This window comes from Saccharopolyspora sp. NPDC047091, assembly GCF_040643635.1.
Lineage (GTDB): Bacteria > Actinomycetota > Actinomycetes > Mycobacteriales > Pseudonocardiaceae > Saccharopolyspora_C.
Window position 1 is genome coordinate 1 of sequence record NZ_JBEYUS010000105.1, and the last position, 13,921, is coordinate 13,921.

9 protein-coding genes and 2 pseudogenes are annotated in these 13,921 nt (G+C 71.3%); 7 read left to right on the forward strand and 4 right to left on the reverse strand.

Annotation, left to right across the window (positions count from 1 at the left end):
- From ABZ805_RS27750 to ABZ805_RS27770, 5 genes and pseudogenes are all read left to right on the forward strand, one after another.
- Positions 1-462: pseudogene (locus ABZ805_RS27750) on the forward strand (5,10-methylene tetrahydromethanopterin reductase); the annotation flags it as partial.
- Positions 463-595: 133 nt separating this feature from the next.
- Positions 596-1,828: a helix-turn-helix transcriptional regulator gene (locus tag ABZ805_RS27755; RefSeq protein WP_358446407.1), complete on the forward strand. Its 1,233-nt coding sequence runs from the start codon at positions 596-598 to the stop codon at positions 1,826-1,828.
- A 241-nt stretch (positions 1,829-2,069) separates the two neighbouring features.
- Positions 2,070-2,141 (forward strand): annotated as a pseudogene (locus ABZ805_RS27760) (hypothetical protein); the annotation flags it as partial.
- A 364-nt stretch (positions 2,142-2,505) separates the two neighbouring features.
- Positions 2,506-3,219, forward strand: a complete 714-nt coding sequence (locus ABZ805_RS27765; protein ID WP_358446409.1) for a hypothetical protein — start codon at positions 2,506-2,508, stop codon at positions 3,217-3,219.
- A gap of 58 nt (positions 3,220-3,277) precedes the next feature.
- Positions 3,278-3,553, forward strand: coding sequence for a hypothetical protein (locus ABZ805_RS27770; protein WP_358446411.1), 276 nt, complete (start codon positions 3,278-3,280; stop codon positions 3,551-3,553).
- A gap of 2 nt (positions 3,554-3,555) precedes the next feature.
- Here ABZ805_RS27770 and ABZ805_RS27775 read toward each other — a convergent pair whose 3' ends face one another.
- Positions 3,556-4,401: a hypothetical protein gene (locus ABZ805_RS27775; RefSeq protein ID WP_358446414.1), complete on the reverse strand. Its 846-nt coding sequence runs from the start codon at positions 4,399-4,401 to the stop codon at positions 3,556-3,558.
- A gap of 1 nt (position 4,402) precedes the next feature.
- Positions 4,403-8,434: an AAA domain-containing protein gene (locus ABZ805_RS27780; RefSeq protein WP_358446417.1), complete on the reverse strand. Its 4,032-nt coding sequence runs from the start codon at positions 8,432-8,434 to the stop codon at positions 4,403-4,405.
- Positions 8,435-9,108: 674 nt separating this feature from the next.
- On the opposite strand from ABZ805_RS27780, the gene ABZ805_RS27785 reads away from it, so the two are divergent.
- On the forward strand, positions 9,109-9,636 hold the full coding sequence (locus ABZ805_RS27785) for a helix-turn-helix domain-containing protein (RefSeq protein ID WP_358446420.1): 528 nt from the start codon (positions 9,109-9,111) through the stop codon (positions 9,634-9,636).
- Here ABZ805_RS27785 and ABZ805_RS27790 read toward each other — a convergent pair.
- Positions 9,633-10,277, reverse strand: coding sequence for a helix-turn-helix domain-containing protein (locus tag ABZ805_RS27790; RefSeq protein ID WP_358446423.1), 645 nt, complete (start codon positions 10,275-10,277; stop codon positions 9,633-9,635). The two genes, ABZ805_RS27785 and ABZ805_RS27790, sit on opposite strands and share 4 nt — an antisense overlap.
- A gap of 536 nt (positions 10,278-10,813) precedes the next feature.
- Positions 10,814-11,338 (reverse strand): ATP-binding protein, encoded by a 525-nt coding sequence (locus tag ABZ805_RS27795; RefSeq protein ID WP_358446426.1) that lies wholly within the window; start codon positions 11,336-11,338, stop codon positions 10,814-10,816.
- 517 nt (positions 11,339-11,855) lie between these two features.
- On the opposite strand from ABZ805_RS27795, the gene ABZ805_RS27800 reads away from it, so the two are divergent.
- Positions 11,856-13,921 (forward strand): NB-ARC domain-containing protein (locus ABZ805_RS27800; RefSeq protein ID WP_358446429.1); only part of this gene is annotated, 2,066 nt, incomplete at its 3' end.

The window sequence follows — 13,921 nt, forward strand, 5'->3', positions numbered from 1 at the left end:
CCGCAGCACGCCGCCCGGATGGTGCAGTACTACCGGGAACGCTTCGCCCACTACGGCCACGGCACCCCCGAACAAGCGATCGTCGGTCTCGGCGGGCAGGTGTTCCTGCGCCGCAACTCCCAGGACGCCGTGCGCGAGTTCCGCCCGTACTTCGACCACGCCCCGGTCTACGGCGGTGGTCCCTCGCTGGAGGACTTCTCCGCGCAGACCCCGCTGACGGTGGGTTCCCCGCAGCAGGTCATCGACCGCACCCTCGGTTTCCGCGACTACATCGGCGACTACCAGCGCCAGCTGTTCCTCATCGACCACGCGGGCCTGCCGCTGAAGACGGTCCTGGAGCAACTCGACCTCCTCGGCGAAGAAGTCATCCCCGTCCTCCGCAAGGAATTCGCCGCCCACCGCGGCCCGAACGTCCCCGACGCACCCACCCACGAGAGCCGCCGCCCCGCCCCCGCCGAATGACGGCGGAGCGAACGGACCGTTCGTCCAACGAGACCGGACGAACGGTCCGTTCACCGGGACTCGGTGACGCTCGGTAGTAGCGGCGGTACGCTGTGATCACTGGTGTTCCGGGCGCGCGGGGGTGGTCCTGGTGGTGGCCGACCGAGCAGGGGAATCGGAGCCGAGCCGCCTCGGCGCGCGGGTGCGGGTGATCCGTCGTCGTCGTGGCCTGGGGCTCGACACCGCCGCCGGATTGGCGGGGATCTCCAAGAGCTACCTGAGCCTGCTGGAGAACGGCAGGCGCCAGTTCGACCGTCGTGGGCTCCTCGAAGACCTGGCCCGGGCGCTCAGCTGCTCGGTAGCGGACATCACCGGCCAGCCGTACCCGCCGACCGATCGGGACACCGCCGAAGCGTTCAGCGCGATCCCCGGAATCCGGTTGGCGCTCAACGAATTCGGTCCGGACGAGACGCCGGACGTCCGAGCCCGCCCGCTGGACGCGTTGGTCGAATGGGCGGAACGTGCGAACGCGTACCGGGACCAGACCCGCTATTCGCTCGCGGGGCAGGACATCGGTTCCTTGCTCACCGAACTCCACGTGCACGCCGCGACCGGATCTGCGGGCGACCGCGAACGCGCCCTGTCGGCGGCGGTGGTCGTCTGCGTGGTGGCGGGGTCGCTCGCGCGCAACGCGGGCAACATCGACCTCGCGATCTCGTGCGCCCGCCGCGGCCACGAATTCGCCTGCCGCGCCGAGGATCCCGGACTGCGCGGCCTCGCGCGCTGGTACTGGGCGCAAGGTCTGATGCGGCTCGCGGCGCGCCGCCGGGTCGACTCGGTGCTCACCGAGGGGATCGCCGAGCTCGACCCGCTGCTCGACACCGGGAATCGCACCTGCACCGCCGAGATGGCCGGGATGATGCACCTCACGCAAGCGCAGGCCGCCGCCCGCGACCACCGGCCCGACGACGCGCACCTCCACCTGGCCGAGGCGGATTCGCTCGCGCAGCGGACCGGGGAGCGCAACGCGGCGCGCCTGCACTTCGGCCCGACGAACGTCGCGTTGTGGCGGCTCGCGATCGGAGTGGAACTGTCCGAAGGAGGGCGAGCTCACGCCGAGGCGGTGCGCGCCGCTCCGGACGTGACCTTGCTCGGCAGCAACAACCGCGCCTGCTCGTGGCACCTGGACCTGGCGCGCGCCTTGGCACAGGACGGGAAGAGCGGTGATCCCGAAGTGATCCGCCACCTCGACGCGGCGGATCGCATCGCGCCGCAGCGCATCCGCAACGACCCGATCGCGCGCGAGCTCGTCGCCACCGCGCACGCCCGCGCGCGAACCGGGCAGTGGGAGCTCGACTCGCTGCGCAACCGCTTCGGCATCCGTTGACGGATCGTCAACCCCACCCTCTCGATCACCCATAGCATTCGATCGCCACATTGGGTGATCGATTTCGGTGTCGGCGGAGCGAACGGACCGTTCGTCCAGCGGAACCGGACGAACGGTCCGTTCACCGGAGTGGGCGCTCGCCCGGTGGAGTTGTTCCGCTCCACCGGCGAAGAGCGGATACTTCGGGTGCATGGGCGACGACGTCGGGTGGCGGATCAAGCAGGCCAGAGAACGGGCGGGCATGAGCCGTCCCGTGCTGGGAGGCCTGGTCGGGCGTTCGGCCGAATGGGTCAAGGCGGTGGAGACCGGGCGGCTGCAGACCCCGAAGCTGCACACGCTGCTCCGGCTGGCGAAGGCGCTGGACGTCGCCGATCTGGCGGACCTCACCGGAGACCACGGCGCAGTTCCAGGATCCCGCCTCGACGGCGTCAGCTCGCATTCCGCGTTGCAGGACGTGCGGACCGCGCTCACCACCGATCGGTTCCGCGCACCTGCCGGTGCCGTCGATCTGCGCCACCTGGGGGAGCGGCTGCGGTCGGCCTGGACGCTCCGGCACGCTTCCCCGGACCACCGCACGAAGGTCGGACGAGTGCTCCCGGGCCTGATCCGCGACGCGCAGGACGCGGTGCGCGCGGGGCGGAACGCAACGACGGCAGGCTCGGCGACTGCTCGCGGGAGTGCACCAGCTGGCGAACTTCTACGTCGCCTACCAACCGGCTCCGGAGCTGGTGTGGCTCGTGGTCGATCGCGCGGTCACCGAGGCCTACGAGGCCGACGACCCGCAGCTGATCGGCGGCGGTGCTTGGGCGATGGTGCAGGTGCTGCGCGAATCGGGGCGCTGGGACGAAGCGCTCGACGTCGCGACCGGAGCACTCCGGCTGCTGGAGGCACGGCCGGAGGACGACGAGTGGAACGGGTTGCGCGGCGCGCTGCTCGTCGAGTGCGCGTTGACCTGGGCGCGCAAGGGGCGGCTGGGCGAAGCCCTGCGGTACTGGGACCTCGCCGACGAGGTGGCCCGGACGCTCGGCCCCGGTTATCGGCACGTGCAGTCGAGCTTCAGCATCCCGGTGCTGCGGGCGCACGCGGTGAGCATCAACGTCGACCTCCGGCGCGGCGGCCAAGCGCTGCAGGTCGACCGGAGGCTCGGAGGCGATCGGATCGCCTCGGTGCCGCGCCGCGCACGCCACCTGATCGAGCTCGCCCGAGCCCACGACCAGCAAGGCGATCGTCCGTCCACTTTGGCCACGCTGCGCGAGGCGCACCGCACGGCGCCGGAAACCACCCACTTCAACGGCTGGGCACGCCAACTCTCCGCAGCCCTGCTGGCGAACCCGCCCACGGGCGAGGCGGCCACGGCCCGCGAACTCGCCCGAGACTTGCGGGTCAGCTGATCAGGTGAGGGTACGGAAGCTACCCGGATCGCTGCTCCCGCTCCCTAACCTCGCGGCCATGACGAAGAAGAGGTTCCTGCCGATGACGTGGGTGTTCGCCCGCACCCCGGCGGGGCGGTCCTACACGTTCCGCTGGGGGCGCGGGGAGCACGTGATGACGGTGCACTCCGGTGACCGGCGCGGTGCGCACGATGACGAGCACCTGTTGGACACCGTGCACACCGGCGGGGACTGGGACGACGACGAGGACGTGCGGGTGCTCGCGCGGAAGTGGTTGCAGCGCAACGAGGAGATCCCCGAGCGCCCGCCGCCGCGCGGACCCGGGCGCCGGTGAGGTCAGGACACCGCGGGCAGGTGCTCCTCCAGGTCGTTGAGCAGCGCGCGCACCGGCGCCCAGCACATCATCACGGTGTCGTCGTCGAACGTCACCGCTCCCCGCAGCTCCGCGGCGGGGTGGACGAAGTTGCGGAACTCCACGACGTGATCGGCGAAGTTCTTCGCATCGCCTTGGATCCAGTTCCGCTCGTGCGCGGTGTCGAGCATGATCTGGAGACCTGCCTTGTCCGGCTTGAACTTGCGGCCCGTCGTGCCGATGAAGCCCTCCTCGCGGATCTTCTCGTCGCGCTCCATGAACAGGGAGTACAGCAGTCCCTCCACGAAACTGCCGATGCTGATGATGGCCATGGTGTGCGCCCCGACCTGCTCGCACAGCTCTGCTTCTCGGGCGCGGTTGAGCAGCCGGTCCACCGCCTTCACATCGGCGATCAGCCGCGGTAGGCGCTGCGCGAGGTTCTCCGGTGCGGAGTAGCGCGCCGTCCCGTCCGCTCCGACCTCGCCGAGCACGGGGCGGCCGTCGACGAGCGAGATGACGAGCCGTTCGGCGTCCAGCTTCTCGTTGAGCTGTTCCCGGAACTCCTCGGCGATCACCCGGCCCTCGTCGTACTCCACCGGATCGCACACCCGGCACAGCAGTCGCTCGATCCGGGCGTGGTCGTCCCGGTGCTCGATCAGCTGCTCGGCCAGCCACGGCACTCGCGGCGTCCCGTCGTACTCGGGGGCCGGCGTCCAGCCCGCCCGGCGCAGCAACGGTTCCAGCTCGTACGACTTCCGCTCGTACGGCCCGCCCATGTCCACGATCACAGCGGCGACCCGTTCGGCGGTGCGGTCGTCCAAGGGCAACATGTCAGCGGTCCTCCTGGTCGGCTTGGTCCTGTGCGATCTGCACGGCGCGGGTCAACCGCTGCACGATGACCCGTCCGCGCTTGGCCTTGCCCAGTTCGGCCATGGCCTGGGTGATGCGTTCCTCGCGGTCCAGCTGCAGGCCGTCGCGCAGGAGCCAGCGGCACAACCCGATCAGTTCCCGATCGGTGTACTTGTCCATCGACAGCCCCGGCTGCACGTCCGGGCGCGGCCCGCGCCGCGATTCGGGGGAGGGGCCGGGCTTGCGGACCGGTTCGGCGGGCGGTTCGGCGACGGGTTCCGCGTCCGCGTCGCGCATCGCCGCCTCCCACGCCTTGACGATCTTGTCGGTCTCGCCCGCGCGGTCCGCGAACCACGCCGACGCCCACACCCGGTGGAAGCGCCAGCCCAGGTTCTCCAGGTGCGCCTGCCGCAGCCGGTCCCGCTCGCGGACGCTGTGCGCCCGGTGGTAGCTGTCGCCGTCGGCCTCCACCGCCAGCACCATCCGGCCCGGATGGTCCCGGTGCGCGAGCGCGAAATCGATGCGGTAGCCGGAGAAACCCCACTGCGGGTGGACCTCGACGCCCCGCTCGGTCAGCGCGCGCTGCACGTCCTGCTCGAAACCGTTGAGCTCCTGCGGCAGCCGCTGGCCGACTTGGTCGATCTCGCCGTGCTGCCGCGCGAACTCCAGGTAGCGGCGCAGCAGCTCGGTACCGTTGACGGTGTCCGAGGGGGCCAGCTCGCTCGGCTGGAACGAGCACACGACGCTCATCCGCCGCTTCGCGCGGGTCACCGCCACGTTCAGCCGCCGCTCGCCGCCATCGCGGTTCAGCGGCCCGAATCCGCGCCCGTCCACCCGGCCGGTGGCGCGCTTGGCCACGCCGATGGTGAGGATGATCGCGTCGCGTTCGTCGCCCTGCACCCGTTCCAGGTTCTTCACGAAGAACCGGGAGCCGGGCGGGGCCTGCGGGTCGAAGAACTCCTGCAGGTCCGGGCGTTCCTGCACGGCCTGGCGCACCTTCGTCTCGATCCGCGACGCGTGCTTGTCGCCCATCGCGATCACGCCGAGGCTCTCCCCGGGGCGCGTCGCGGCGTGCGCCAGCGCCAGCTCCACGACCCGCTCCACCTCGGCGGGCGCCGACCCGTCCTGTCCCGGCGAGGCCACCCCGTCCACGACGTGCAGCGACACCGGCGGTTCCTTGCTGGAGCCGGGGAAGGTGACCAGGCCGTCACCGTAGATCTCCCGGTTCGAGAACGCGATGAGCCGTTCGTCCCTGCTGCGGTAGTGCCACCGCAGCTGCTCCTGGCGCTGGATCCACGTCCGCATCGCCGTCAGGATCGACTCGTAGTCCCGCAGCCCCGTCTCCTCGCTCTCCTCGTCCTCGACGAGCATCCGCCCGAAGAAGTTCGACGGCGGGAGCTGCTTGTCATCCCCGGCCACCACCAGGCTGCTGCCGCGCGCGATCGTCGCGATCGCGTCCTGCGGCTGGACCTGGCTCGCCTCGTCGAAGACCACCAGGTCGAACAGCCGCTGCGCCGGCAACGTCCGGCTCACCACCAGCGGTGACATCGCCCAGCACGGGAACAGCGCCAGCAGCACGTTCGGCGCGTGCTGCACCAGGCTGCGCAGCGGCATGTGCCGGGACTTCTTGTTCGCCTGCTCCCGCAGCAGCTTCGTCTCGTCCGGATGGTCGTCGCGCACCTGCCGCAACGCCTTGCCGACCTCCCAGAGCACGCGGTCGGCCGCCGATGCGCGGTGCGCGGAGTCGGAATCCTGGTAGTCGCGGGCGAGGCGGTCGTGCTCGGGGGCGAGGAACTTCCCGATCTCGGGCGAATCGCTCCGGAACAGCCAGAGCAGCGACTTCAGCCAGGTGTGCCGCACCAGCGCCCAGGCCGCATCGCCGTCCAGGTCCTGGCGGGCGATGTCCTGCACCAGCGGGCCGAGCCCCAACCGCTCGAACTCGCCGATCATCCGGGTGATGTCCTCGAGGTGCATCAACATGCCCTGGTCCGCCCGCAGCTCCTCGAGCTCAGCGTCGACCTCCTCGGCCGGCTTGCGCTCGACGTCGCCGAGCTTCGCGAACAGCGCCACCGAGGTCAGCTGCTCGCGCAAGGTGTTGAACCGCTGCATCGTCTCGCCGAGACCGGTGACCTCGGACGGATGCCCGGCCGGATCGCCGAGCTCCTGCCAGCGGTCCCGCTGCGTGCGGACCGCGCCGAGCTTGCGGTGCAGCACCGAGCGCTGCACGAGCCCGTCCGTCGAAGCCCCGGTGATCTCCTTGCGCAGCCGCTTGCGGGCGAGCCAACCGAGCTTGTGCCCGGCCCGCGCGCGTTCCCGGCGCGGGGCCACGGCGAAGTACCAGTCGTCGAGGCGCGTGCTGAACACGTCCGGACCGAACTCCCGCACGCTGTCGTTGACCTCGCCCAGCAGGTGCAGCACCTGCTGCCAGCCCGCCAGGTCCAGCGGGGTGCGCAGGCCGGTCTGCCGCAGCACCGAGGTCATGCTCTCCCGGCCCGCGTGCAGGGTCTCCATCGCCAGCGAGTTGAGCTTGAACACGATCTCCTCGACGTCCTGCGCGTCGCGGATCTCGACCTTCCACCACGGGGATTCGCGCCGGACGATCCGCAAGCCGCCCTTGTCGATGAAACTGCGCAGCTCGTCCGGGAGCCGCGCGATCGCGGCCGCGTCCAAGTGCTGCAGCACCCGCCGGGTGAACATGTGCGGGGTGGCCGAAGCATGCAGCTCGAGCAGCTCCGCCTGCACCTGGAACGCGCTGATCCCCCACGGCTCCCGCGGCAGGTGCAGCGCGTCCGAGTACGCGCGCAGCGCGGCGCGGCGCTGCCGCACTTCCCGGTGCGTGCCGCCGATCTCCGGCCGGACGTGCCGCCCCGCCGACTCCAGGCTGTCCTGCAGCTGGCGGGCCACGTGCTTCTTGTCCACCCGCTGCTGGTGCAGGTCGAAGACCAGCTTGTCCAGGCCGACCCGCGCCAGCCGGCCGGTGACCGCCTCGATCGCGGCCCGCTTCTCGGAGACGAACAGCACCCGCTTCCCGCGCGCCGCCGCACCAGCGATGATGTTCGCGATCGTCTGGCTCTTGCCGGTTCCCGGCGGCCCCTCGATGAGCACGTGGTGCCCCGCCAGCGCGGTGTCGATCGCGCGCTGCTGCGAGGAATCGGCGTCCTGCACTAGGAACTCCTCGGCCGGTTCCACCGAGTCCGCGGCCGGGGCTTCGTACCCGGCGGCCTCCGTGCGCACGTCCTTCCCTGCCGGTTCGTGCCCGGCGAGCGCCGCGATCAGGTCGTGCTCGGCGAGCAGTTCCACGGCCTGCTGCAGATCTTCGACCATCGGCTGCTTGGCGTAGTTGAACAGGCCGCACACCACGGCGGGTTCCACGTCGAGCGGCACGCCCTGCCGCTCGGCGATCGAGGTGAGTTCGGCGCTCACCCGGTCGACCTGCTCCTGCGGGTCCTCGGTGGTGCCCAGCACCTCCTGCACGGTGGCGGTGAACGCGGGCAGGTCCAGGTCGAGGCCGTAGTCCTGGTCGAGCGCGTGCAGCAGTACCGGGTTGATCTCCACGTCGCGTTCGGTCTCCAGCACGAACTCGCTCTCGGCGGCCGTGCGCGCGATGATCCGCAGCGACCGCAGCAGCAGCGGCGCGCGAGTGGTCCGCGCGGGTGCGTGCGGGGTCGAGCCGTGCCGGGGTCTGGCCGCGACCAGGCCTTGCGCGACCTTCCCGATGTCGATGCCCTGCTCCTCGTCGAACGCCGTCATGGCGCGCCGCAGCGAGCGGGCGCGGGTGCACGCGTCCTTGTGCGCGGCGGAATCCTCGAACAGCGCATTGAGCTTGACCGGCTTTCCGCGCAATAGATCCCGCACGATTGCGGGTTTTGCATTGGCCAGGTCCAGGCTCGTCGTCTTCGTGTTCTTGAAGTGCAGCAGCGTGTTCTGCGGGCCGAAGTCGATGAGGTTCTTCGCCCATTGCTCTGCTTCGGCGCGCACGAGATGGAGGCGCTGATCGTGCTGGTCGGCGGACATGCCGCGGATCTCCTCTACCGGAAATGTCGCACTGATTCCTGCTGGCGCGGTGCAGGGCCGCCGATCGCGGCGAGCCCGATAGATTCTCGAACCAACGGACCAGCGGCAATCGGCCGAAAGAGTGAGACATATTCGGTGTGCAGCGCAGTTCCGATTGGTTCTTCTGCATCGTGCCGCACGGCCCGTGACTCGTTGCACGGGGTCCTGGATCAGGAGTTCCGGACTTCGTGTTAAAACGCTCGCGGCCGGGGATCTCGCCGAGGCGCTCGGCCGGTGTTCTCGATTTCCGGATCATGTCGACGACCGCGCCGCCCGGAGCGCGACAACGTGCGTCCGGAGGACGGAATCGGGATCCGGATCAGTGCACAGTGGACTCGGCGGGGGTCTTGCGCGCCGGATGCGATGCATCCCCGGAGCAACGCATCCGGCGCGGCACCGCGTGCGCGGCGCACCCTGACCCCCTGGTTCGGGTGGCAGGAACGCGGCGCACCGGGCCGAGCCGTGGCGGACGCACCGGAGGTCCAGTCGCGGCCATCCGGAGAAGACGAGTGCGGCTGGGTTGATTCCTGCTGGTGAGCAGCCTAAATTGTGGCGCCCGCCGAATACAAGGGGATCTGCGCCTACAGTGGGAGGACGGGGGTACCGCACCCCCGCGCTTTCTGGGGGTGTTCGTCGTGTCGGGTGATCGGCGCGTCAGCGCGCGGCGCTTCCGGCTGCTCTGCGAGCAGCGCGGCTACGGCTACCCGGAACTGGCCCGTGACCTGCGCAAGCGCGGGGTCGTGGTGTCCAGGGAAGGGCTCGCGAAACTGGGCCGTGCGCCGGATTCGCCGCTGCCGCCGTACGCCGCCGAGCTGGCCGGGCTCCTCAAGACGTCCGTGTCCTACATCACCGGGTGCGATCGGCAGTTCCTCGGCAAGCGCTTCCGCGACCTGTACCGGCAGCGGGGCTGCTCGCTGGCCGCGCTGGCCGACCAGTTGCACCGCTCGTGGCAGGTGAAGGTCTCCACGCAGTACCTGCAGCAGCTCGCGTGCGGCCGGAACACGAATCCGCGCGCCGAGATCGTGGACGGGCTCGCCGCGCTGCTCGGCACCACCCCGGACTACCTCAACGGGTGCGACGAGGTCGTGGTCCCGGAGCAGGCCCGGCGCATCCGGCCCGCGCCCGCCCCGGCCGATCCGCGGCGCACCGCCGTCGAGGGCTAGCCGCGCGCGGCCGGCCGCTCCTGGTGCGCGTGCAAGGCCTGCGCCCACGCCACCAGCGGCTCGGCTACCACGCGGAAGTCCATGCCCGCCTCGCTCAGCGCGTAGGTCGCGGGCCGCCCGCCGCGATCGTGGTCGACCAGGCCGCGCCGTTCCAGCTCGCCGAGCCGCTGCGAGAGGGTGACCTGGCTGATCCCGACCTCGCGGGCGAGTTCGTTGAACCCCCGCGGGCCGGTCAGCAGCACGCACACCACGTGCATCGCCCACTTCTCCTGGAACATGCCCAGGACGCCGCCGGAGACCTCGCCGGGTTCGGTGGGGCGCAACCCGTTCCGGGTCGCCCACGCGGTCATCTCGGCGAACATCGGGCGCAGGCCGGCACCGCGCTCCGTCAGCGAATAGCGGGTGCGGGGCGGGGAACCGTGCAGCACCTCGCGGTGCACCAGGCCCGCCTCGGCGAGTTCGGAGAGCCGCTGCTTGAGGGTGCTCGGGCCGGGGCCGGGAATCTGCCTGCGCAGCTCGTTGAACCCGAGCGGGCCGGGGCTCAGCGCGTGCACGACGTGCAGCGCCCAGCGGGTGTTGAGCACGCCGACCGCGGCGACGAACACCTCGTCGTAGCGGACTTCGGTCGCTCCCTCCGGCACGCGCCCATGATACGGCCCGCCTTTCCGGCGCCGGGTGCGGTTCACCCGGGTCGGCGGGTTCCGCGCTCGGCGGTACGGCTCCGGCGGCGAGGGAGAATTCCGCCGAGGAGTCCGATTCCGCCGGATGTCGCGGAACCGCACCGCGAAACCCGCTGCGCCGCGGATTGGCGGACGGGAGCGACTCGTGAACCCCGTCGGCCGCAACGAAGAATCGCATTCACACCGGAGCGGGGGCCAATTCCGGGAAAGCGTCTCCGGAGAACGGTCATCGGCGCACCGCGGCGGAGGCGGGGCAGGGCGCTCGGGAAGACATCGGTGGCGAACAATCGCCACGGGCGAGCGCGATCGACGCGCCGCACGAATCGGCTGTCGGGCAAATCGGCTTGCGGGCAAATCGGCTAACGGGCACGAATCGGCTGCCGGGCGCGCAACCGCTGCCCGACGGCGTGGAACTCCCGATCCCCGCGATGCTCGCGGGCGTTCTCAGCAGGGCCCCAGGCGCGGAGAGCACCCCGTTCCGCGTCCGGGACCTCCGCTCACTCGGGCCTGCGGTGCCCGCCGCCCGCGTTGTTCAACCCGGACAGCAGTCGCTGCATGACCTGCGGGTCCAGCTCTTCCGGCTCGTCCCCGAGCGCCTCGGCGGCGGGGGAGCGGCGCTTCTCGCGGCGCGGCAGCGGAACGGCGGAGGCGCTCATCCCAGGGGGGAGCCCCAGCTCGCACCAGCGGCGGTTCCCGACCCCGCGCAGCGGTTCCACGCCGGTGCGCTTCCCCTCTAATGCCTGCAACGTGGCGGGAGCGTGGCCCCGGGTCTCGTCCTCCACCTCGATGACCAGGCAATCGCCGCGCAACCGCAACCTGATCGTGAGGAATCCCGGAGATTTCGGGTCGGATGCCTGCACCGCGGCGTCCACCATGCTCAGCGTGGTCTGCGCGGCCTCGTCCGCCAGCGGTCGCAGCGACCACTCGCTGAGGGTGAAGCGCACGAAGATGTCAGTGCAGTTCATCGCGGTGGGCAGTGCGATGAGTCGCAGGTCGTCGACCTGTGCGGTGTCGGCGTTCACCTGGTTCCTTCCTGTCGTGCTCCGGTGCGAGCCGCAGCCGTCACCCGGACTCCGTATCTTGCCAACCTGACTTTCTCCCGTGTCCGGCAGGGTTGCCGCCGAGGGTGTCATGCCAGGCCGTCCGCGCGACAGTCACGATCCGGACGCGGCAGGGCCTTCGTGCGGTGCGGCGGAGGCACCAGGATCGATCCACTGTGCGCACCCGCCGCGCCGATGGGCCGGGTTCCTCGGCAATGCTCGGCGCGATTCCGTTGCGGACGGTGGATTTCCCCGCGGGAACGTCCTACCGCGGGTTTCCCCTCGCCAACCGGGAATCCTCCAACGGCGATCAGCATTCCCGTTGACGCCGCACTCGTGATCATAGCCGAAATGTTCGTGCGAACTTGCACAGCTGCGCGGCACTTGAAAGTTCTCCGGTGAGTCGTGGGGGAGGTGCGTCGGCGTATTTCAGCCAAGCGGGTCGGGAGCGTCGCGTACGGTGGGGTGCCGACTACTGCCGGGTGATGAGGATGGGCGCATGAGCGACGGGCCGGAGAGCGCGAACTCCGTGTCGGGCACGGTCGGCGGTCCGGTGGTGCAGACGGGTGCGCACTACGGGGACAACTACTTCGGGACCGCCCCGGCACGCATCCCGCACGAAATCCGGCCGTTGACCAGCGGGTTCGTCAACCGGGAACGGGAGCGGGCCCGGCTGCGCGAGCACCTCGCGCACAGCGACGGCACCCGCGGCTCGAAGGTCGTCATGCTCACCGGGCTGCCCGGCGTCGGGAAGTCCGCGACCGCCCGGCACGTCGCGGGCGAGGTCGACGCGTACCCCGGCGGCGAACTGTTCGTGGACTTCGGGACGCTGCGCGGCGCCGACGGGGCGGCGATCAGCGACGCCCTCGGCGACTGCCTGCGGCGGCTCGGCGTGCAGGACAAGGCGATGCCCGCGACGCTCGCCGGGCGCACCGAGCTCTACCAGACCTGGACCAGCGGGAAACCGCTGCTGGTGCTGCTCGACGACGTCGCCGAACCGGCCGAGGTCGAACCGTTCGTGCCCAACGCGCCGGGCAGCTCCGTGCTGGTCACCAGCAACCGGCGGCTCAGCGAACTGCTGCTGGACGAGGCCTCCGTCGTCGAGATCGACCCGCTCACCGACGAGGCGGGCAGCGAGCTGATGCAGGCGCTGTGCGGGGCGCGCCGCGCCGAGCAGGAACCCGCGGCGATGCGCGAACTCGCCGGGCTGTGCGGCGGATTCCCCGAGATGCTGCGGTCCATGGCGGCCGCGCTCCGCAAGCACCCGAGCCTGCGGGTCGCCGAACTCGTCGCCGAGAACCGGGCCGACGGCGCGCGCCTGACCTCCCCGTTCAACGTCGCCTACAAGATGCTGCCCGCCGAGGCCGCCGAGCTGTACCGGCGGCTGGCGCTGCTGCCGGTCGGCGAATTCGGCCGCGACCTCGCGGAAGCCGCCGCCGGCCCCGGCCGGACGTACCGGGACCTGGACGAACTGGTCGACGCGCACCTCGTCGTCGACGAGGGCGACGGCCGGTACCGGATGCACGACCTGGTGCGCGCGCACGCCCGCTCCCTCGCCGAACGGCACGACTCCGCCGAAGAACGGGCCGCGGGGCTGCGGCGCATCGTGCGGCACTGCCTGCACCGGGCCGCGTTCGCCGACCTCGCGGTGCTCGGAGCCGGACGACTGCGGATCACCGAGCATGCCGAGCTGCTCGCCGGGCAGCGGCAGCCGTTCACCGGGGACCGCGCCAAGCAGGACGCGCTGGCCTGGATGGACGCGGAGCGCGGCGCGCTCGCCGCGGTGCTGCGGTCCGCTGTGGACGGAGGGCTGGACCGGGAGGCCTGGCAGCTCGCCGAAGCGCTCACCGCCCTCTACGTCAACCGCCGGCACCTGCTGGAATGGGTCGGCGCCACCGAACTCGGGGTGCGCGCCGCCGAACTCGACGACCGTCCCGACGCCGCCGCGCGGCTGGGCAGCTTCGCGTCCCGCGCGTTCACCGACCTCGGCCACTTCGACCGCGCGCGTGCGGAGCTCGACGCCGCGCTGCCGGTCGCCGAACGGATCGGGGAACCGCGGCTCACGGCCTCCGTGCACGAACTCGTCGGCCGCTACCGGGATGCCACCGGTGAACCGGCCGCCGCCGTCGCCGCCTACCGGCGGGCGATCGACCTGTTCACCGCCGCGGGCGACGCGCGCGGCCGCGCCTTCGTCGGCTACTTCCTGGGTTGCGCCGAAGACGCCCTCGGCGAGCACGCGCGAGCGCTCGACACGCTGCGGGACGCGCTGCGGCTGATCAGGGCGGTGCCGGACGAGCGGATGGCCGGACGCGCCCTCGCCGCCATCGGCACCGCGCACGCGCACCTCGGCGCGCTCGACGACGCCACCGCGGCGCTGCACGAGGCCATCGCGGTGCTCACCGCGGGCGAAGACCACTACTACGCGGCGCAGGCGCGAGAAGCGCTCGCCGACGTCGCCGCCACCAGCGGGGATGCCGCACTGCGGCAGGAGAACCTGCGCGCCGCGCTCGCCGTCTACGAGCGGTACGGCAGCCCCCGCGCCGACGGCGTGCGGGAAGCACTGGC

Coding starts and splice junctions, on each gene's coding strand:
- ABZ805_RS27770 (WP_358446411.1), top strand. CDS start 3,278: ATGACGAAGAAGAGGTTCCTGCCGATGACGTGGGTGTTCGCCCGCACC.
- ABZ805_RS27780 (WP_358446417.1), bottom strand. CDS start 8,434: ATGTCCGCCGACCAGCACGATCAGCGCCTCCATCTCGTGCGCGCCGAA.
- ABZ805_RS27775 (WP_358446414.1), bottom strand. CDS start 4,401: ATGTTGCCCTTGGACGACCGCACCGCCGAACGGGTCGCCGCTGTGATC.